The 21,129-nt window shown below is 71.4% G+C and carries 14 protein-coding genes and 1 pseudogene; 2 read left to right on the top strand and 13 right to left on the bottom strand.

The genetic code is table 11. From position 1 onward, the window contains the following. Nucleotides 1-28: 28 nt before the first annotated feature. The 8 genes from pelF to EUA98_RS16780 all read right to left on the bottom strand — a co-directional run bounded on the left by pelF (nt 29) and on the right by EUA98_RS16780 (nt 13,233). On the bottom strand, nt 29-2,227 hold the full coding sequence (gene pelF, locus EUA98_RS16815; RefSeq protein ID WP_242511635.1) for a GT4 family glycosyltransferase PelF: 2,199 nt from the start codon (nt 2,225-2,227) through the stop codon (nt 29-31). A gap of 96 nt (nt 2,228-2,323) precedes the next feature. Continuing rightward, nucleotides 2,324-3,805 carry a hypothetical protein gene (locus tag EUA98_RS19865; protein WP_165372870.1) on the bottom strand — a complete coding sequence of 494 codons (1,482 nt, stop codon included), beginning with the start codon at nt 3,803-3,805 and terminating at the stop codon, nt 2,324-2,326. A gap of 317 nt (nt 3,806-4,122) precedes the next feature. Continuing rightward, nucleotides 4,123-5,538 (bottom strand): GGDEF domain-containing protein, encoded by a 1,416-nt coding sequence (locus EUA98_RS16805; protein ID WP_165372869.1) that lies wholly within the window; start codon nt 5,536-5,538, stop codon nt 4,123-4,125. A gap of 292 nt (nt 5,539-5,830) precedes the next feature. After that, entirely contained in the window at nt 5,831-6,319 is a 489-nt protein-coding gene (locus EUA98_RS16800; protein ID WP_165372868.1) for a signal peptidase I, read from the bottom strand. Nucleotides 6,320-6,404: 85 nt separating this feature from the next. Continuing rightward, on the bottom strand, nt 6,405-7,115 hold the full coding sequence (locus tag EUA98_RS16795; protein WP_130103849.1) for a M73 family metallopeptidase: 711 nt from the start codon (nt 7,113-7,115) through the stop codon (nt 6,405-6,407). Between the two features lie 235 nt (nt 7,116-7,350). Further along, on the bottom strand, nt 7,351-8,895 hold the full coding sequence (locus tag EUA98_RS16790) for a histidine kinase N-terminal 7TM domain-containing diguanylate cyclase (protein ID WP_130103848.1): 1,545 nt from the start codon (nt 8,893-8,895) through the stop codon (nt 7,351-7,353). Nucleotides 8,896-8,962: 67 nt separating this feature from the next. Beyond that, complete coding sequence (locus tag EUA98_RS16785) at nt 8,963-10,516, bottom strand: GGDEF domain-containing protein (RefSeq protein WP_130103847.1); 1,554 nt, start codon at nt 10,514-10,516, stop codon at nt 8,963-8,965. A 215-nt stretch (nt 10,517-10,731) separates the two neighbouring features. Further along, on the bottom strand, nt 10,732-13,233 hold the full coding sequence (locus tag EUA98_RS16780; RefSeq protein WP_130103846.1) for a putative bifunctional diguanylate cyclase/phosphodiesterase: 2,502 nt from the start codon (nt 13,231-13,233) through the stop codon (nt 10,732-10,734). A gap of 223 nt (nt 13,234-13,456) precedes the next feature. On the opposite strand from EUA98_RS16780, the gene EUA98_RS20570 reads away from it, so the two are divergent. Then, nucleotides 13,457-13,774 carry a Cys-every-fifth RiPP peptide CefA gene (locus EUA98_RS20570; RefSeq protein WP_350339509.1) on the top strand — a complete coding sequence of 106 codons (318 nt, stop codon included), beginning with the start codon at nt 13,457-13,459 and terminating at the stop codon, nt 13,772-13,774. Nucleotides 13,775-13,875: 101 nt separating this feature from the next. Here EUA98_RS20570 and EUA98_RS20565 read toward each other — a convergent pair. Next, nucleotides 13,876-14,784 (bottom strand): annotated as a pseudogene (locus EUA98_RS20565) (S8 family serine peptidase); the annotation flags it as partial. A gap of 635 nt (nt 14,785-15,419) precedes the next feature. Between EUA98_RS20565 and EUA98_RS16770 the strand changes: the two are divergent. Next, nucleotides 15,420-16,283, top strand: a complete 864-nt coding sequence (locus EUA98_RS16770; RefSeq protein WP_130103844.1) for a class I SAM-dependent methyltransferase — start codon at nt 15,420-15,422, stop codon at nt 16,281-16,283. A gap of 35 nt (nt 16,284-16,318) precedes the next feature. Here the strand turns inward: EUA98_RS16770 and EUA98_RS16765 are convergent, their stop codons facing one another. The 4 genes from EUA98_RS16765 to EUA98_RS19860 form a co-directional block, all read right to left on the bottom strand. After that, nucleotides 16,319-18,562 carry a putative bifunctional diguanylate cyclase/phosphodiesterase gene (locus EUA98_RS16765; protein ID WP_130103843.1) on the bottom strand — a complete coding sequence of 748 codons (2,244 nt, stop codon included), beginning with the start codon at nt 18,560-18,562 and terminating at the stop codon, nt 16,319-16,321. 103 nt (nt 18,563-18,665) lie between these two features. Beyond that, nucleotides 18,666-19,295, bottom strand: a complete 630-nt coding sequence (locus tag EUA98_RS16760; protein WP_242511633.1) for a class F sortase — start codon at nt 19,293-19,295, stop codon at nt 18,666-18,668. A gap of 38 nt (nt 19,296-19,333) precedes the next feature. Further along, on the bottom strand, nt 19,334-20,263 hold the full coding sequence (locus tag EUA98_RS16755) for an ice-binding family protein (protein WP_130103841.1): 930 nt from the start codon (nt 20,261-20,263) through the stop codon (nt 19,334-19,336). A gap of 396 nt (nt 20,264-20,659) precedes the next feature. Further along, entirely contained in the window at nt 20,660-20,806 is a 147-nt protein-coding gene (locus tag EUA98_RS19860; RefSeq protein ID WP_165372867.1) for a hypothetical protein, read from the bottom strand. Between the last annotated feature and the right edge of the window lie 323 nt (nt 20,807-21,129).

The raw sequence follows: 21,129 nt of genomic DNA, 5'->3' as shown, positions 1-21,129 counted from the left end.
CTGCCATAGGCCCTGGCGCCGTCGACCCCTATCGGCGCGACCGTCGGCCGTCGCCGAAGATGAGGTCGTCCAGGTCGGGGAAGCCCGAGCTCTCGAGCCCGGTGCGGTCCTCGGCCGGGTGGCGCTCGGCGAACGAGCCCGTCACGAGCGGGGCCGTCATGCGCGCCGCCGTCACGAGCGGCTCCACCGCGCTCGGATCGACCTCGAGCGGTTCGATCGGCAGGCCACCGAGCTCGCGGTAGAGCCGGTTGTAGGCACCCATCGCGTCCTCGAGCTGGAAGAACCCGGCGAGCCGGCCGCGGGCGTTCTCCGCGAACCGCTCGTACATATCGGGGGCGCGCATCATCGTCTGCAGCGCGTCCGCCATCTCGACCTCGTCACCGGCCTGCACCAGCAGCCCGCTCGCACCCCAGGTCCGCCCGCCCGGGGTCGTCAGCGGGTCCCCGATCAGCTGGGCCATCCCGCCGACCTCGGTGCCCACCGTCGGGATGCCCGCCGCCATCGCCTCGAGCACGACGATCGGCTGGCCCTCGTTGTAGCTCGACAGCACGAGCAGGTCGTAGTCGCCGAGCAGCTCGCGCACCTGGACCGTCCCGCGGAACGTCAGGTAGTCCTCGATCCGCAGGGTGCGGGCCTTCTCGCGGCACATCCGGTAGTAGTCGGGGGTGTGCTCGGTCGGGCCGAGCACGTCGAGGTGGAAGTTGGTGATGCCTCGATCGATGAGCAGCGCGAGCGACGAGATCAGGTCCGCGAGGCCCTTGATGGGCACGACGCGGGCGATGTAGACGAGCCGCCAGGTGTGGTCCGGATCGGCCTGGATCCGCTTCCGCACGAGCTCGCGCTGTGCGGCGACGTCCTCGAACTCCCGCACGATCATGCCGTTCGGGATCACGACGCTTCGCTCGATCGGCGCCCCGAGATCGGCCGCCTCGCTGATCGCGCCGGGGTAGAGATAGGTGACGGTCTCGGCGCTCGGGTAGCAGAACTGGCCGATCTCGGTCCACCAGGCCATCCAGGCGCGGTCCAGCGGCGGCACGTCGAACTCGCGCCAGTCCCGGGCGGTCAGGCGCAGCGCCATGCTGCGCCCCAGGCGGGTGTTGACCGTGTCGCGGACGTAGAGGTTGTGCTCGGTGAGCAGGAACTTCGTGCCATTCTGGCGCGCGGCGGCGGCGCCGATCAGGGACGCGTACCCGGTCGTGTGGGCGTGGTAGACGCCCGCCTTGGGGATGTCGCCGCCAAGCACGGCGCACGCGAGCGAGAAGAACTCGCGGAGCAGCCAGAACATCTCCGTCAGCGGGATCCCGAGCCCGGGCAGGCGGTCGCGGGCAGCGACCATGAACTCCTTGCTCCCCAGCACGGCCCACAGCGGGAAGGTCCGTGTGCGGGGGTTCATCCCGTCGTCGTACAGGGCCCACATCGGGTCCATGTCGCCGGCCAGCACGGCCTCGATCGCGTCGAACAGGCGGGTCGCCAGCGCCTTGCGCTCCGGGCCGCTCATGTTCAGGTCCGACGGCCGCAGGGAGACGAAGTCCGCGTGGTGCTCCGCCATGCTGAGGTACACGGGCCGGACCCACCTGACGTTGGCGGGCATGCCGTAGAGGTCCTCGTGCGGAGATGACGAGTCCCAGGTGATGTGGATGATCCCGAAGGTCAGGTCCTGGTTCCCCATCACGATGTCGTGCACGACGGCGGAGACGCCACCCTTGAGATAGGGGTAGGTGGACTCCATCACGATCGCGACGTCCACGTCCGCGTAGCTCGACGCGGGCAGGATCTTCACCCCGGCCGGAACGACGGTCGAGGCGGCAAGGACGGGCCGTGCGGGCTCGACCTGGTCCGACCGGTCCTGCGGCGTGCGCCCGGGCGAGCGGCTCTGACCGAACCCCAGGCTGAGCGCCAGGAACGCCAGGATGCTCGTCAGCGCGACCACCACCAGCGCGGCCCCGTCACCCATGCCGATGTCGCCTGCGGTGGCCCTGGCCGTGCCGGAAGCGAACGCGGCACCGAACGCGGCCGCGACGAGCGCGATCGTCACCCACGCCGACCAGGAGATCACCGAGCGAGATCGCCGAAGGGCGACACGGTCACGCGCAACCCGGGCCGCGGTCGTCGGGGACGTCGTGGCGGACGACGTGGCGGACGACGTCTCGGCGGACGTCTCGGCGGTTGTGTCGGCGGTCGTCGCGGACGTGGTCGAGGGCAGCGGGGGTGAGGTCACAGCGGTCATGAGTGGTCCTTCCCGGCAGCCGGGGTGCGGCCGCCGAACTCCTTCGTCGCGCCGCGGGTAGCGGGACGACCGGGCTCGAGCAAGGGTGCGGAGGAGTCACCACGCAGTGGCGTGCCGCCAGAAGAGCGTGTACTCGGCCGAGCGCCAGTGGTTGAGACAGCTGCGCAGGGCCGCAGCGAACAGCAGGGCCTCGAACGCGAGCAGTGCGCCGTAGAGGTTCGCGCCCGCGGGCAGCAGCAGGAACGCCCCGCCGCACACGACCAGGTGGGCCGCGCTGTACACCTGCGCCAAGCCCGTCTTGCCCGCGTAGTCGAGCTTGTAGCAGAGCACCGTGGTCATCATGAAGAGCCAGGAGGCGACGGCGACCGAGGCCACCAGCGCCGCGGAGTAGGTCGTGTACTGCGTGACCAGCACCGTGATGGCGAGGCACAAGCCGGCCCCGATGACGGCGGTCTGGCTGATCGAGGCCTGGACCGTCCTGCTCAGCCGCGACGAGCGGTCGGCGAGCACGGCATAGGGCGAGTTCTCCATCGCCGCCCGGAGCGAGCCCACCGAGGTGTCGAACGCGGGCGCGAGGCGTACGAAGTAGTAGTTGTAGGCCAGCACGGCCGGGAGCATCGCGAAGAAGGTCGCCGACACGTCGAACTGGCCGCTGCCGCGCAGGTACAGGAAGAACTTGTCGGACCAGAGCACCCCACCGAGCAGCACTCCCCGGGTGAGGTCGGAGAGCAGGTCCCGGTTGTCGAGCCAGACCGGTCGACCCACCCGGGCGAGGTGTGCGCGCAGCGGCACGAGCTGCGTTGCCAGGCCGACCAGCGGCGGCAGGAACCACCACGTCGGGACGAGCAGGAGCGCCGCGGCGTAGCCGACCCACGCGGCCGCCCAGAGCACCCGACGACGGCCGACGTTCGTCGGCACGAGCGACTGCACGAAGGCCATGTGCAGGAGGCACAGCGCGACGTAGGTCCCGAGCGCCGCGGGTGACCAGCGCATCACGATCTGGACCGGGATGGCGAAGACCACGATCACCGGTGCGGACTGGATGAAGGTGGCGGGCCAGACCTGGCAGAAGCGCGCAGCGATCTGGAACCGGTCGCCGTCGCTGATCAGCGGCCCGATCGCCCGGTACAACGGGAAGCACACCGCTTGGCTGAGCCACGGGACCGTGAGCGAGGACGCGAGCAGCAGTGCGGACAGGTCAGCGCCGCCCACCGACGCGGTGGAGATCCGGACGCTGGCGATCGGGAAGATGACCGTCAGGAGCAGGACGGGCGAGAGGTGCAGGGCGAGCTCGACGGTGGACCGGAGCGTGGATCCCACGGTCACGGCGGGGGCTGCGGACGCAGCCCCGTCGGACGCAGCCCCGTCGGACGCAGCCGAACGGCGGGCGAGCCAGGCAGCGACGACCAACGCAGCGATGGCAGCCACCGCCGCGACGAGGACGCGCGGATGGTGGGCAGCGAGCCACGGAGCCAGGACTGTCGCCACGAGGGCGGCAGTGGTGATGAGCGGGACGAGGTGCGAACGGGTGGGCGAGAGCCGGGGAACGAGGATCTCCCTCGTAGCGGTACTGGGCAATGGCCATCCTGTCTTCGGCGCCCGACTCGCTGGCGCGTACTAGCTCCTGCAACCCACGTCCGTGGATCGAGGGTGACATTAGCCGCTGAAGATGACAGAAAGACCACGCACCTAGATTCTTCGCACTCCGCGCAAACCCGACACAGCACTCATTCCGGCCGCGCGCTGTGTGCCTGGTCACATCTACCGCAATCAGGACGAATGATCGACCACGGCGGTCATGTTCGCACCCAACTTGCCCATGAAATCAGTCAAGAACAGTCCCTGTCGGGGTCACTCCGACTCGAGGTAGGGAGCGGGTGAAATTCGGCAGAGTCTCACGCTACGAGCGGCGCGGCCAGAGCACCCGTCTGGTTCCGGCCACCGTTCTTGGCCGCGTAGAGCGCGCGGTCCGCTCGCTCGACCAGGCTGCGGGGGGTGTCGCCGGGCCCTGCCTGGGTCAGCCCGATGCTGGCGGTCTGCCCCATCGGGATGAGGCGGAGCAGGCGGGCGGCGATCAGCTGGGCCTGCGCCATGTCGCACACGGGCAGGGCGAGGGCGAACTCCTCCCCGCCCCACCGGGCGATCACGTCCCCGGTGCGCAGCTCGGTGCGCAAGGCCTGCACGAGGTCGCGCAGCAGCGCGTCGCCGGCGTTGTGGCCGAAGGAGTCGTTGTAGGCCTTGAAGTGGTCCATGTCGAGCAGTGCCACCGTCAGGGGGTCGCCCGTGCGGACGGCGCGCGCCAGCTCCCGGTCCAGCGCCTCGTCCCAGCTGCGCCGGTTCGCCGCACCGGTCAGGGCATCGGTGTGCGCCTGCGCGGCGAGCAGGGCCACGAGGTCGGCCCGGTCGATCGCCGCGGCGATCTCGGCGGCGACCAGCTCGACCATGTCGAGGGCAGCCTCGGGAAGGCGCGCGCGGGCCTGCGGGAAGCAGACGAGGAGCACGGCGGTGCGGCGGCCGTCCCGGGTGACCGGCTGGACCAGCACCGCGACCGCCCCGGTGAGGTCCGCGAGCCGGTGAGAGGCGCGCGGGTCCGTGCGCGCATCCGCGAGGTAGAGCCGGCGTCCGGTGCGCCACACCTGCGCCGTGGCCGCGGTCTCGGTCTGCGGGTCGACGCGCAGCTCGTCGAGGTCGAGACCGACGGTGCCGGCGGTGGCGACCAAGACGCCGTCGTCGTCGGGTTCGAAGAGCACCGCGAACCCCGCGCCCGCCACCGCCGCGGCGGCGGCGCACAGCTCCGGGCGCGGGTCGGCCCCGGCCGTCAGGGCGCGAGTGATCGCGCCGAGGGCGACGATGTCAGCGGTGCGTTGGCGGGCCTGTTCGACGAGCCGCTGGATCATGGGCCCGGCGAGCGCCCCGATCGCCACGGTGAGCAGCGACAGGCCCCAGGCGTCCGACGGATAGAACGGTGCGCCCACCAGGACCAGGGGCGCGAGGAGCGTCACGGCCAACGCGGCGATGGCGATGTGCAGCTGCGCGCGGGTGCCGTACAACGCCATCCAGATGATGGGCAGCATCACCAGCGGCGGGTAGCCCGCCGACGCACCACCCCGGGCGTGCCGCAGGAGGGCGACCACCACGAAGTACCCGAGCGGGACGAGGGCCTCGCTCCATGCCGGCAGCCGGTCCCACGGGACGACCCACGCCACCAGCACCAGCACGGCCAGGGCGATGCTGGCGGCCGCCACGACGACGAGGTTCGACGCCACGGCCCCCCACAGCTCCACCACGACCGCGACGAGCGCCACGCTCACGAACGGCGCACCCCGCCGCATGGCGGAGGGGGCGCTCAGCGGGCGCTTCGCCGGACCCGGTTGCCCCGGACGCGGCACCAGCCACTGCGACCATCCCCGTGCTGCTGACATCGTCCCGCCTGTTGATCCCTCGAGCTGGTGCCCGCTGCGCAGCGATCAATCGAGGGATCCGGCAGATGCCAATCGCTCATCGGGCAGCCGCGCAGCACGCTTGGCGGACCTCCATAGTGTGACGGCTCCGAGGAGTGCCGCGGACACCGAGGTCAACCGTCGGGACGCCTCCCGTGACAATTCAGACGGGCAGCACCGTTGGCGTCGTGGCAGCGTCGGCGTCCTCGGGGAGGAAGAGCTGCCAGAGCAGGATCAACGCCCAGAGCCCGGTCATCACCGCGACCACCCCGAGCGGCTGCTTGAAGAACACCAGGACGTAGCCCAGGCGGGGGACGGACGCGATCACCCGGCCGATGACGTTCTCCGGGGGGATCGTCCATGCGTCGGGGGCGGGGTTCGCGTCACCCTTGGTCGTCAGCCCCGCGGGAGAGGTCTCGACGATGCGGTGGGTGACGAGGCCGCCACCGGTCCGGAAGGTGATCACGGAGCCGGGCGCCCCACCATCCGGGGACGGCGGCACGTCCACGACGAGCGCACCGGTCGGGTACGACGGCGACATCGAGCCGGTCCGGACGGCGTACGGGCGGTAGCCGTGCGACCAGGCCGTTGCGCCGCCGACGGCGATCGCGAGCACGACGGCGAGCAGCAGCACCGCGCCTGCCCGCTTCACGAATCTGACCGCCTCTTCATGCTCGTCGCTGGATCGTCTCGCCCTGCCGGGCGGCAGGGGACAGTCCCCTGCCGCCCGGGTGCTCTCAGAAGTCCAGTGCGTCCGGGCGGATGCCGGCCTGGGTGGCAACGATCGTGAAGGGCACGTCTGCCCAGGTGGCGTCCTGACCACCCGAGGCCAGACCCGTGAGACCGAACGTCAGGTTGATCGTGCCGGTCGCGTTGTCGGCCAGACCCGAGGCGAGCTTGATCGCCGTCGGCACGCCGCAGTACGGGTTGGTGTCCTTCTCGCCGGTGATCTCCTCACCGCTGCCGCCGCGACCGTCCACGGTCACGGGGCAGGGCGTGGCGGTGGCCAGGTCCGCAGCAGGCACGTGCGCGAGGTTGTACGACTGGAACAAGCGGCCCGACGCCTTGGTCGAGACGTCGAAGTGCCCGTAGCGGCCCAGGCCGCCGGCCGGGTAGAGCGGGTTGTTCGCCGCGCCGGAGAAGGCCAGGAAGCGCTCATCCGTGGGGTCGAACGTGAGCCAGACGTCGGACGTGCCGGACACGTCAAGGCTGTAGTTGATGCTGGCGGTCTGGTCGGCTCCGGGCATCACGTCGCCAAGCGCCAGGGTGCTCGTGTCGACGCTCAGGTTGATGTGGCCGGCGGTGGCCGTGAGGCTGCCGGCTTCCGAGTCGGTGAAGTAGGCGCCGGTGCCGGAGACTGCCACCCCGGCGAGCACCGCAGTCAGTCCGGCCGCACCGAGGAAACCACCGACGCGAAGGGACTTGCGGATCGAGCGCGAGCGAGCCATGTGATTGCCTTCGGTGTGTGCGAGAGCATCGGTTTCGCCTCTGGCTCCCTGCCGGTCTCCCCCTGGCGACCACACGACCGGCAGATCCACGCCTCGCTCGCGGCCTTGGAAGGTCGCACCCGATTTTTACCAGGGCCGCAACCCGCCCGTGGCGCTTTGGTCTTACCAATCGTTCCGGGCCGAAGATTCACCCGAGGCGGGCGGGGCTCGGGCCCGTCCCGCGGCCGCCGACGGCTCAGCCGGCCGCGCGGACCACGACGTCACGCCCGGCGGCCTTCGCCTCGTACAGGGCACCGTCCGCGAGGCGCAAGAGCTCGTCGGGTCCGCCGCCGTCGGGCCACTGCGCGATGCCTGCACTGATCGTGATCCCGACCGGACCGTCGCCGGTGGGGACGCGGAGCCTGGCGCACCGCGCCCGCAGGAGCTCGGCGCGGTCGGCTGCAGCGTCGGCCGAAACTCCATGGAGCAGCAGGACGAACTCCTCGCCGCCGAAGCGCGCCACCGTGTCCTCAGCGCGCACCCCGCGCGTCAGCTCCGCGGCGACCCTGATCAGGACCTGGTCCCCCACCGCGTGGCCGTAGCGGTCGTTGACCCGCTTGAAATGGTCGATGTCGAGCATCACCGCGCTGATCGGCGGCCCGCCGTCCCGGGTCCGCCCAGCGGCAGCCTCGAGCACCCGCTCGAGATGACGTCGGTTGTGCAGTCCGGTCAACCCGTCGCGCACCGCCTGCTCGGCGAGCTCGCGGCGCAGCCGGTCGAGCTCGGTGACGTCGCGGACGACCACCACCGAACCGAGCGCCGGGCCGCCGTCGGCCACGATCTTGGTGGCCCGCACCTCCAGGACGATCCCCGACCGGATGGTCAGCGTGGTCGTGTCGCCGCCCTCGAAGGCCGGCCTCATCTCCGGCCGCACGACGTCGTGCCAGTGCGCGCCGATGAGGCGCGGGGTGGGCCTGCCCTCGCGGTGCAGGAGCGCCCGGGCGGCGGGGTTCGCGTCGAGCAGCCGACCCTCCGGGTCCACGACCAGGACCGCGTCCGCCAGGGCGGCGAGCACCTGGCCCGACGAGATCGGCACGAGCCCGGTCTGGCGGCCGGAGCGCTCGACCGACAGCCAGATCGCACCGCTCAGGGAGAACAGGATCGGCGTGACATCCAGGCTGTTGTGCCCGAAGTCCACGAGCTGGGTGATGTTGTTGCCGAGCAGCGGGATCGCGGCTGCCACGAGGGACCAGGCGTACACCTGGCGGTGACCGCGGACCGCCCGGAACATCGCCGCCGTGCTCAGCACCAGACCCGCGAGCAGCGCGAGGGTGCAGTACACGACGTTCACCTGGTAGAGCGGTCCGCCCTGCAGCACCAGGGCCCCGGCGTCGCCAGGGACCGCCCGGAGGAAGAGGTGGTGCCACGGGTCGGTGGGCACGACGACGAGCAGGAACAGCGGGTGGAGGCAGACGAGCAGGCCGGCCCTGCGGTTCAACGGACCGTGGCCGGCCAGCACGAGGAAATACCAGAGGGACGCCCCGACGGCGACACCGACACCCGGCAGGGAGGCGTAGTTCACCGGGGCCGGTACCGAGTCCGGCGGGAGGAGCAGCGCCAGCGCCCGGCCCCCCGCCCACGCGGCGCCACCCAGCTGAACGAGCGCGAGCGGGAGGGCCAGCGGGGAGGTCTGACGGCGCGGCAGCACGACGAGGCCGACCACGATCCCGAGGATCGTCACGCCCCACAGCATTGCCTCGATGACGGTGAAGGTCACAGCTTCCTCTCCGATCTGCGTCACCTCGCAGATCGGCACCCCGGGCGCTGCGTTGAGGGGTGGCGCATCACGATGCTGGGAAGGTACGGCGTCAGGATGCCGCCCGGTCGATCTCCCCCGGCAGCGCGGGCGCGGGGAGGGCCCCGATCCGGTTGCGACCGCCGTCCTTGGCGAGGTAGAGCGCGCGGTCGGCCCGCCCGACCAGGCTGCGGGGGGTGTCGCCAGGGCCGGCCTGGGTCAGGCCGATGCTGACGGTCTGCCCGCTGGGAACCAGAGCGAGCAGGCGGGCGGCGATCACCTGGGCCTGCGCCATGTCGCACACGGGCAGGGCGAGGGCGAACTCCTCCCCGCCCCACCGGGCGATCACGTCCCCGGTGCGCAGCTCGGTGCGCAAGGCCTGCACGAGGTCGCGCAGCAGCGCGTCGCCGGCGTTGTGGCCGAAGGAGTCGTTGTAGGCCTTGAAGTGGTCCATGTCGAGCAGTGCCACCGTCAGGGGGTCGCCCGTGCGGACGGCGCGCGCCAGCTCCCGGTCCAGCGCCTCGTCCCAGCTGCGCCGGTTCGCCGCACCGGTCAGGGCATCTGTGCGCGCCTGCGCGGCCATCAGCGCGACGAGGTCGGCCCGGTCGATCGCCGCGGCGATCTCGGCCGCGACCAGCTCGACCAGGTCGAGCGCGGCCTGCGGCAGGTGGGCGCGGACGTCCGGGAAGCCGACGATGAGCACGGCGGTGCGGCGGCCGTCCCGGGTGATCGGCTGGAAGAGCACCGCGACCGCGCCGGTGAGGGCGGTGAGGCGCGGCGAGGCGCGCGGGTCCGTGCGCACGTCCGCGAGGTAGAGCCGGCGTCCGGTGCGCCACACCTGCGCCGTGGCCGCGGTCTCGGTCTGCGGGTCGACGCGCAGCTCGTCGAGGTCGAGACCGTCGGTGCCGGCGGTGGCGACCAGGACGCCGTCGTCGTCGGGCTCGAAGAGCACCGCGAACCCTGCGCCCGCCACCGCCGCGGCGGCGGCGCACAGCTCCGGGCGCGGGTCGGCCCCGGCCGTCAGGGCACGAGTGATCGCGCCGACGGCGGCGACGTCCGCGGCGCGCTGGTGGGACTCGTCGACCAGCCGCTGGACCGCGGGCCCGCCGACCGCCCCGACCGCCAGCGCGAGCACCGACAGTCCCCAGGTGGACGTCGGGTAGATCTGGGAGCCCGCCAGGACCAGGGGCGTCAGGAGCGTCGCCGCCGTGGCGACGATGGCGACCCGCAGCTGGCCGCGGGTGCCGTACAGCGCCAACCAGATGATGGGCAGCATCACCAGCGGCGGGTAGCCGGTCGCCGCAGCACCCCGGGCGTGGTTCATCAGGGCGACCACGACGAAGAACCCGAGCGGGACCAGCGCCTCGCTCCACGCCGGCAGCCGGCGCCACGGAACGACCCACGCCGCTGTCAGCAGCGCGCCCACGGTGAGCACGACGGCGACCAGGACCGGGAGGTTCGACGACGAGGTCGCCGTCAGCGCCTCGACCGCGACCGCGACGAACGCGACGCCGGCGAACGGTGCGCCACGTCGCAGGACGCCCGGATCGCTCAGGGGGCGCTTCTCGGCGACCGGTGGCCCCGTGCTGGCCGCCAGGCTGTCCGCCCATCTCCGCGCTGCTGGCACTCCCCGCCCCCCGTCAGGTCGCTCGCACTGCCCTGGGACGACCCGGTCTCTTCCCTTCGTCGGTCGCACGTGCCGGCACCCGCCGGGGTATCGATCCAACAGGGCCGTTCGACCGCAGCGGCCGGTTCGAGAGCCGGGCGCGGGGTGAATTCGATTCCCCGGGTCCGGTTCGGTCGGTTTCCGGGCGGTATCGGCAAGGCTGCTCGTGGGCCCGGTCAGGCAGAAAGCGGTGCGGCCCCGGCCGGGAGGGTGCGGGGCAGTGCGCGGTCGGCGCTCAGGCCCCAGGGGGCGATCTCGACCGCGGGCATCGGGTAGGCCAGGTGGTAGCCCTGGATGATGTCGACGCCGAGGGCCGTCAACGCGACGAGCACCGGTGCGGTCTCGACCCCCTCGGCCACGACCGACAGGCCCAGCGCGTGGCTCATCTGGATCGTGGACTGCAGGACCGTCGTGTTGTGGCCGGGATCGGCCAGTCGCCGGACGAAGCTCTGATCGATCTTCACCTCGCTCACGGGCAGCCGCTCGAGGTACGCCAGCGAGGAGTAGCCGGTGCCGAAGTCGTCGATCGAGAGCTTGACGCCGACCGCAGCCAGGCCGTCGAGGACGGTCAGGCAGCGGTCGAGGTCGCGCATGATGCCGCTCTCCGTGATCTCGAGCGTCAGCCGGTCAGGAAGCCCGCCGGTGACGGTGAGCAGGTTCTGGACGATCGACGGCAGCCGCTCGTCGAGCAGGTCGCGCGCGGTGATGTTGACAGCGACCGTGAGATCCAGGCCGTCCGCCCGCCAGGCGGCCTGCTGCCGGAGGGCGGTCTCGACCAGGTGGTCGGTGAGCCGTCGCATGAGGCCGGTCCGCTCGGCGACGGGAAGGATCTCGGCCGGGGAGACCAGGCCGTAGATCGGATGGATCCAGCGCACCAGCGCCTCGACCCCGACGGGCTTGCCGGTGCGGGCATCGCACTTGGGCTGGTACCACAAGGTGATCGCCCCGTCGGCGATCGCGGACTCCATCTGGGCGGCGAGCACCAGCCGGCGGTGCCGACCGTTCTCCGGTTCCGGTGCGTAGACCTCGACGCGCGTGCCGGCCACCTTCGCGGCGTACATCGCGACGTCGGCGTGGGTGAGCAGGGCGTCGCCGGTCGCGCCATGGAGCGGGTACAGGGCGATCCCGATGCTGGCCCCGACGGCGAGGAACACGTCGTCGAGCGCCACCGGCCGCCGGATCGCCTCGAGGTACTCCTCGGCGAACGCCAGGGCGGCGACCCGATCGACGTCGGGCAGGAGCACGGCGAACTCGTCGCCACCCAGCCGCGCGACGACGCCGTCGGCCGTGCTGGCGAGCCGACGTCCGATCTCCCTCAGGACGTCGTCGCCCGCGCCGTGCCCCAGGGTGTCGTTGATCTCCTTGAAGTCGTCGAGGTCGACCATCACGACGGCCCCGCCGCGACCGGCGGCGCGGGCCTCGAACTGCGCCTGGAACTCCCTGCGGTTGGGCAGGCCGGTGAGCGGATCGTGCCGGGCCTCGTGGTCGCGCTCGGCGGCTTCGGCACGGATGAGGTCGACCAGGCGCGCGTTCTGCAGCGTGCTGGCCGCATGACCGGCGAGCGCCTCGAACAGGCGCAGGTCCTGCGGGGTGAAGGTCTTACCGGCGAAGAGCCGGTCGGCCACGATCAGGACGCCGACGATCCCGTCGATCGAGACCTGCACCGCCATCGCGTCGGTCAGCGGCTCGGGCAGGCGGGTGCGGGTCCGGTCCTGGCCGGCCGCGATCAGGACGCCGCGCCCCACCGAGGAGGCGGTCCACCAGACGTCGGGCGGGGGCGAGTCCGCGGATCCGCTCAGGTTCTCGAGGCCGCCGTCGGCGGTGAGGACGACGTGCTGCGCCGGCCGGTCGCCGTCGGCCGGGACGTACAGCTCCGCGCGCGCGGCACCCAGGAGCTCGCGGGCCTCACCGAGCACCGTGGCCACGGTGCGGCCGAGGTCCAGCGACGCGCCGACGGTGCCGACAAACCGGTAGAGCAGCTCGAGCTGCGCGTAGCGCGCGGCGAACGCGACGTACCCCCGGTTGGAGAGGAACAAGACCGCGACGACGACCCCCAGCAGGACGAGCGCGAGGGGTTCGGAGACGAGCAGGACGACGACGAGCAGGGCGAGCCCGCAGTTCGCCGTGCAGGCCAGGAGACCCGATCGGATGGCCTCGCGCAGGATCTCGGGGCTGTACCCGCCGCCGGAGAGGAAGATCACCAGGGTCACCAGCCCGCAGCTGAGCAGCCCCGCGGCCAGCATCGCGGCCAGCGCACCGAGCCAGCCGCGCGGGGAGGTCGGGTCACCCGAGCCGAGGATGACGCGGAAGATGAGCGCCGCGACGGAGACCTCGACGGCGAACAGGCACATGTTGAAGACGAGCTTGCTGCCACGCTGGCGCTGGACGACCAGCAGCGCGATTCCACTGCCGAGAAGGCTGCTCCACAGGTACGTGCTGGGGCTGAGGAAGACCAGCGCGATCACGGACGGCAGCTCACGCAGGGTGTGCGTGTACGCGCTGGACGACAGCGGGACGTGGATGACGAAGGCGCCCGAGAGCACGAAGCCGATCGCGACCGTCCACCAGGGGACCGCGAGCGTCGAGGGCAGCGCCGACATCCCGCGCAGGGGGCCGAGGAAGAGCGCCGTGGCGACGGCCGTCAGGGCGAGCAGAAGCCCGTTCACGGGTGTCAGCACGCGCGATCCCACGAACGAATGACTGGTCAACGCCTCACCCTCACCCCTGCCTTCGCCCCTGCGGGAGCGGATCGACCGCCCAAGTAGGTCATCGGCATGGGCAAGCGTCAATCAAGCACTCGGAGACGAGCTGTTGGAGAGGTAGTCAACACCCCCGGGACCCCCGAGGACGAGCAAGGAGACGGGGTCGGCGCGGCGGATCTGCCACGCCGACCCCATCACCGTGGGATCGCTCTCACTTGCGGTCGAAGCCAGCGGCTTCGGGGGGACCGATCAGGACCAGTGCCAGGCCGACCAGTGCCAGGCCGACCAGTGCCACGCGGACCAGTGCCACGCCGACCAGTGCCACGCCGACCAGTGCCACGCCGACCAGTGCCACGCCGACCAGTGCCACGCCGACCAGTGCCACGCGGACCAGTGCCACGCGGACCAGTGCCAGGCCGACCAGTGCCAGGCCGACCAGTGCCACGCCGTGGTGGTCGCGGTGGCGATGATGGCCGCCGCGATCGATCCGATCGGGGCGGCGGCGGTCCACGACTGAAGCGCGGTCGTTGCCGACGGCGTCGGCAACGAGAGCGCACGCTCGATGTTCACCTGACCGGCACCGCGAGCGGGGTTCGACTCGGCCGGCATCGGCTCGGCCGAGGCCTCGAGCACGTACTTGACCTGGTCGGGCGTGAGCGAGGGAGTGGCCTGCAGGAGCAGTGCGACGGCTCCGGAGACGACCGCGGCCGCCTGAGACGTGCCGGTACCGCGGAAGTACCGACCCGCGGTGTCGCCCGCCACGAGACCCTCCGGGTGCTCCTGGTCCACGGTCGAGCCCGGGACCCGCAGCGAGACGACCGACTTGCCCGGTGCCAGCAGATCGGGACCCCGCACGGCGGTGCCGGGGTTGGTGAAGGTGCTGAGCAGGTCGTCGGCCAGGGCGGACGTCCCCTGGTTGTCGCTCGAACCCACGGCGATGACGTAGGGGTCCGCGGCCGGCATCGTCAGGTCGGCGGTGCCGCCGTCGTTGCCGGCGGCAGCGACAACGACGATGCCCGCGGCCCAGGCTCGCTCCACGGCCTCGGCGAGCGGATCGACGGTGTAGGGCGCGGACGTCGAGACGCCCGACGACAGGTTGATGACCCGAACATTCATTCCGTCGTCGCTGCGGTGCGCCACGACCCAGTCGACCGCGGCAATCACCGAGGACACATCGACCGCACCGTCGCCGGACGCCACCTTCATGTTGAGCAGCTGCGCGTCGGGAGCAATTCCACGGAATGGTGCGGCCGCGCCCTGCACGCCGGTCGCGGCCGACGAATCGTTGCCCGCGATGATTCCCGCCATGTTGGTGCCGTGACCGAAGCTGTCGACGTACCGGGTGGCCTTCGAGCTTCCCTCGGCGGACAGATCCGGCCCATTGACGACCTTGCCCGCGGCATTCAGACCGCGCACGGGTGAGATGCCCGTGTCGATCACCGCGACAGTGACACCCAAGCCGGTGATGCCGGCTCCGTCGGCCCGCCAGGCGGACTCGGCGCCGGAGCTGGCGGCCAGCGCGTACATCGACCCCAGGTCCGAGCGGGCGTCCCAGGCGGCAGTCGTCGTGGGGCCTGCGTTCCCGCGGTCCTTGGCGCCGACGCCCCACGACTGGCTGAGCATGGCGCCGACCGCGGCCGACTGATCCCGGTCCGCCACGACCGGCTGCGAACCGGCTGCCGCCGGGGACAGGCAGGCAGCGATCGCGAGGGCGAGCGAGGCGGCAATAGGCATTGCCGCGAGTTTCATTTCCATGTTCGGTCCATTTTTCAGTCCTCCGTCAAAAGGGGGCAGGGCTACCCCTCGCAGGAGTATGCGGTCTTTCCCGGTCACTCACCTCCGATTCTCGAGCCTTGTCATCCATGCGGGCGATCGGATGAGACGGCACCATTCTGGGCACGGCGCGCCGCACCGGTATCGTTTGATTGTTTGGATATCGTTGTTGTAGTTTTCGCAATTTTCGGGAGGTGAATTCTCGGCGCCCGGACGGCGGTTATGTCAAATCGACAACGGACCCCGAAGCGCGCGCCCTTGAATTCGGCGAGAGATTCTTTTGGTCGGCGAGCGGCCGCGCACGAGGGCGACCGCCGGCGCCGTCCGGCCGGGTCAGGCCGCGCGGTCGATCCCTTCCCCAGCCCGCTCCGGGCGACCAGGATGGGCGGATGGATCCTCTCCAGGCCGCACGGCACAGCGCCCAGGTCGCCGCCCTCTTCGACCGGGTCGCCCACACCTACGACGCGGTAGGGGTGCCGTGGTTCGAGCCGATCGCGGAGCGGCTGGTCGCCGAGCTGTCGCCGGCACCGGGCGAGCGAGCCCTCGACCTCGGCACGGGGCGGGGCGCAGCGCTGTGGCCGTTGGCCCGCGGACTGGGCTCGACCGGTCAGGTGACCGGACTGGACCTGTCCCCCGAGATGGTGAACGCGACCCGCCTCGACGCGCGGGAGCGGCGCCTGAGCACCGTGAACCTCGTGGTCGACGACGCGGGAGGTCCCCACCTGGCGCACGCGCAGTTCGACCTGGCGGCGGCCTCGCTCGTGCTCTTCTTCCTCCCCGACCCGCCCGCGGCCTTGCGCGCCTGGCGCGAGCTCCTGGTGCCGGGCGGCCGACTCGGCGTCTCCACGTTCGGGACGCGAGACCCCGCGTGGGAGCGGCTCGACGACGTGTTCACGCCGTTCCTTCCCCCCGCTCTGCTGGACGCCCGCACGAGCGGCACTCGCGGACCGTTCGCGAGCGACCTCGGCGTCGAGCAGCTGCTCGAGGCCGCCGGCTTCACCGGCGTGCGGACCGCCCGGTCCGAGGTGTCCGTGCGATTCGTCGACGTCGAGCAGTGGCGGCTGTGGTCGTGGTCGCACGGGCAGCGCTCGCACTGGGACGCGGTCCCCGAAGAACGACGAGCGGGGGTGCTCGCGGCTGCGGCCGAGCGGCTCGACGGAACCCTCGAGCACGACGGCGGCTTCACGCTCACCCAGCAGGTGCGCTTCACCATCGGACGACGCCCCGAGGACCCGCCGGCCACGGTCCGCTGAGGTCGCGGAGGCGCAGAGGCCGCGGAGGCATCGGATCAGCGAGGCGCGCTCCGGGCCCGCTCCAGCATCGGTCGAGGACCGCATGCCACCTGGCCATCGAGCCAGTCGTCGAGCGCGGCGGCCGGCAGCGGTCTGGACAGGTGGTACCCCTGGGCCTCGTCGCAGCCCAGGACGGTGAGCTCGGCCAGCACGGTCTCGGTCTCCACCCCCTCCGCGACGATCCGCAGGTCGAGGCTGTGCGCCAGGGCGATGATGGAGGCGACCAGCGCGGTCGCCCGCGCGTCGTCGGCCATCTGGAGGATGAAGGACCGATCGAGCTTCAGCTCGTCGATGGGAAGGTCGCGCAGGTACGCCAGCGAGCTGTACCCGGTGCCGAAGTCGTCGACGGCGATCTCGATCCCGTTCGTGCGCAGCCTGGTGAGGATGGTCCGGGCCCGCTCGCGGTCGGCCATCAGGAACTCCTCGGTGATCTCGAGCTGCAGCGCGCTGGGCGGGAGGTCGCGGGCGGCGAGCATGCCGGCGACCTCGTCGGGCAGCTCGACGTCCACCAGCGAGCTCGCCGAGAGGTTGACGGCGACGGTGATCGGCCGACCGGCGTCCCGCCATGCGGCCGCCTGGTCCAGCGCGGAGCCGAGCACCACCCGGGTCAGTGCCGCCATCAGCCCGGCCTCTTCGACCAGGTCCAGGAAGCGGTCCGGGTAGAGCAGGCCGTGGCGGGGATGGTTCCAGCGCACGAGCGCCTCGACGCCGCTCACCTCGCCCGTGCCCAGGTCGATCTTCGGTTGGTAGTGCACCACCAGCTGCTGATCGGTCAGTGCCGTACGCAGCTCCTCGACCAGGAGCCGCTGGGAGGTGCCGTCGTCGTCGCGGCTGTAGAGGTGGAACTCGCCGGAGGCCTTCGCCTTGTACATCGCGATGTCGGCCTTGCGGAGCAGCGTGCTCACCTCGGAGCCGTTGTCGGGGAACAGGGCGATCCCGATGCTGGCCGCGCTGCGCACGGCCCTGCCCCCCACGATGAAGGGCTCGGCGAGGGCCTCCCGCAACGCGCGGGCGACGAGGGCGGCGGCATTCCCATCAGCGTGCGCCAGGAGGATCGCGAACTCGTCACCGCCGAGCCGCACGAGCAGGTCCCCGGGCTGCAGCTGCGCACCGAGGCGGGCGCCGACCTGGATCAGGAGCTGGTCGCCGACGTGGTGGCCGAGGGCGTCGTTGACCTCCTTGAACCCGTCGAGATCGAGCATCAGCAGCGCCTGACGCCGACCGTTCGGGTCGGCCAGCCGGAGCTCGGCCTGGGAGTGGAGGGCCCGACGGTTCGGCAGGCCGGTGAGGTCGTCCGTGGTCGCCTGCCCCTGGACGTGACGCACGAGCCGGACGATCCGGATCTCGACGAGCAGCACCAAGACGGCGGACGCGACCACCACGGGTCCGACCTGCAGCGGAGCGCCTGCGACGAGCTGCAGTCCGAGGATGGCCGGCCCCGCCAGCAACGCCGCGGGGAGCCCGATGAGATGGACGACACGCAGGCTCTCGGTGCGGCTGGGGGCGGGCGCCGTGAACACCCGCATCTGCGGGCGCAGCACCGCCGCGCCCGCCAGCACGTACCCCCACAGCCACCGTGGGTCGAGTGCGGACGGATGGACGTCGATCACGGCTCCCGCCGCGGTGGCCTGGAGCACGCTCATGACGGCGAGCATCGCGCCGACCAGCCCGGCGAACACGCGCGACGCTCTGCGACCCGGCCCGGGCGCCTTGGTCAGGCGCACCAGCGCGCCGAAGAGCAGGACGTTGCCGAGCGGGTTCGCGGCATTGACCAGCTTGCCGAACACCGGGTCCTGGGACGCCACCCAGCTCGGCTCGATGAGGAACACCCAGGAGAGCAACCCGACTCCGACGGTCAGGATCGCGCTGTCCAGCAGGGCGATCGGCCGACGCTCCGGGCCGCGGCTGTGGGCAAAGGTCAGCAACCCCGCGGCGACCAGCGGGTAGGTGGTGAGGTAGAAGGCGTCGGCGATGGACGGAAACGGCACGACAGCCACCTGGTGTCCCTGCCAGGCGTAGTAGCCACCCCCCACCACCCAGGAGAGGATGCCGGCCGCGATGAGGTGCCAGGCGACCGGAAGTGCGGGTCGGTACCGATAGACGCCCACCTCCATCGCCACCGCGGCCGAGGCGGCGACCGCGCAGTAGAGGACATCGCGCGGGAGGCCCGCTGGCAGGCTGAGGTCGACGGCCACGGCCAGGGCCCCCACGAGCAGGTACTTCCACCAGATCCCGGTCATCACTCTCCCGCTCACCCCATCGGTTGTCGGCAGGTGATGTTGAACTTTGGCTACCTGCCCCCGCACCCCGGCGATCCCGCTTCGATGACGGCGACGACGACGGCTACGACGCGGGCGGGACCACTTCGGCGAAGGCCACGATGTTGTCCTCGTAGTGACCGGTCGTCCGGTTGAACGAGCCCCCGCAGGTGATCAGCCGCAGCCCGGCGACGTCGAGATCGCCATAGACCCGATCCGTCGGGAACTCGTCCTTCGCGAACTGCTCGAGCACGGTCACCGCGAAGACGACGACGCTGCCGTCTGCGCGGGTGACGCGAATCTCGTCGTCGGGCACCAGGTCCCGCAGGTTGTAGAACACCCCCGGGCCGGTCCAGTCGACATGGCCGGCGATGACGGCCGGTCCGATCTCTCCCGGGGTGGGCGCACCGGTGTACCAACCGGCCGGGAAGCCCTCGGGAGGGACCTCCATCGTGCCGTCGGCCTGGAGCCCCAGATCCATCAGCGTCGAATCGACTCCGATCGCGGGGATCTCGAGACGGACGGGCACGGACCGTCCGAGCCCGGTCGGCACCGCGACGGGGGCGGGCGGCACGGTCGGCTCCGCCACCTGCGGCACCACGACCTGCGGCACCACGACCCGCGGTGCCGCGGTGGTCGACGCCGTGGCGGGACCGGGATCGGCCGGCGGTGATCCGATGGCGCAGCCGGATGCCGCGAGGATCAGGACCGTCACCAAGGCAACGGTCGCCGTCGGGCGCCGCACGCGACTGGTCAGATGTCCGACGGTCGGCGACGGGCGACGAGAACGGCGGCGCTGCCGAAGCCGCCGAGCACGAGGACGCCGAGGAGGATGCCGGTCCGGCGACTGGTGACGGCCGCGGCGCTGCCGTCACCGGCGGAGACCGAGCCGGTCGGGACCGCGGTCACCTGGCTGGGGGCCACTGCTGCGGCCGGGGCAGGAGTCGCGACGGGCGTCGTCGCGCAGACCGGCCTCGTGATCGTGTTCGTGTCGAGCGTGACCGCACCGTTGCGGGCGAGGACCCGGCCCTCGACCGTCGCGCCGGTCGTCAGGGTGATGCTCGTCAACGCGAGGATGGAACCGCGGAAGTCGGAGTACGTGCCGAGGGTCGCCGAGCTGCCGACCTGCCAGAAGACGTTGCAGGCCTGGGCGCCGTTGGTCAGGGTGACCCGGCTGCCCGACGACGTCGTGAGGGTGGAACCGGCCTGGAACACGAAGACCGCGCTGGGGTCACCCCCGGCGTCGAGCGTGAGGTCGCCGGTGAGGCCCACCGACGTCGCGGAGTTGTAGACGCCGGGCGTGAGGGTGAGGCCGGCCAGGTCGGCGGCGATCGGCTGGGTGGGGCCCTGGCCGGCGGCCGTGTTGTACGCCGTCGTCAGGTCGTTCTGGGCTTGCTGCGTCACGCCGTCACCAGCGTGGTTGGTGCCGTTCACCGTGATCGAGCCGGTGCCCGTGATCGTCGTGGTCGGGAAGGTCCCGAGGTCTCCGTTGACCGTGCTCGGCCCGGTGTTCGCGACGGCCGCGCCGCCGAGCACGACGAAGCTGTCAGCGGTGCCGAGCGGCACCGCGGTCGCGACGGCCTGAGCGGTACCAGGGATCGCCACGAGCAGGCCCATCGCTGCCGCCGAGGCGACAGCGAGGCGGAGAGGTTTGGCGCCGGGAACGAGCTGGCGGAGCTTCATGGGACATCCTTCGGTGGTCGTACCTGGATCGAGCCGCGCACGGGCCCGCTGGGCCGGGAGGCGCAGCGGGCTTCAGAGATTCAGCGGCCGTCCGAGGCCGATGAGGGTTCGGGAAAATTCTTAGGTCAAGTTTTGTGAACCAATGGTCGAATTGCGACTTAGTTCACTCGTGCGTCTTTTTTGAGTCTTAACAGTATAAAGGGAGATCGCCAATTCGACTCATTCGCGCAGGTCAGGTGGCGATGGGAGAGGCGGCCAGCGGCCGTCGGCGGCAGTTGTCGTGCGATCCGTCGTCGCCGGCGGGCGTCGGCACCGATCCCGTCGAGTTCTTCGAGCTTCTGCGAGGATCGTCGATGTCAGGGGGTTTGGCACGAGATGCCCGTGCGCTCAAGGCCGTCAGGTGACGGGGCCGGCCAGGTATCCGGCGGCGACGAGGTGTCCGGCCGCGGCGGCGAGGCCCGGGTTGGCGATCAGGTCCGTGCCGATGATCGCCAGGATCACCGCGATCAGGATGGCCGCCAGAATCAGAAGGAATCGGCGCAACGGGTGTATCCGACGCCGTTCCGGTGGGCGCTCTGCGCGCGGCTCGGCCGACGACGTGGAGCCGCGACCCGCAGCGGCCTCGTCGGAACGTTCGGTTGCCCAGCGTGGATACGTCACGTCAGTTCCCCCGGAATCGGGTCGGCCACCAGTTCGGCCCTTTCCGAGATATTAGCCGCGGCCGGGACGCCTCGCTGCCACCCGTCGTATCCCGTGACCCGAAGAGCCGTGGCCGTTGGGGCATGCGTTTGAGTGTGCCAGCCTGAGTTGGCCCCACTTGGACCGGTTTTGATGCTCTGATTTGGCCCCACTCCCGACCCACCCGT

It is taken from the genome of Pengzhenrongella frigida, assembly GCF_004168625.1.
Lineage (GTDB): Bacteria > Actinomycetota > Actinomycetes > Actinomycetales > Cellulomonadaceae > Pengzhenrongella > Pengzhenrongella frigida.
Note: the sequence above shows the minus strand (reverse complement) of the source record. Positions and strands in the feature narration are given on the sequence as shown.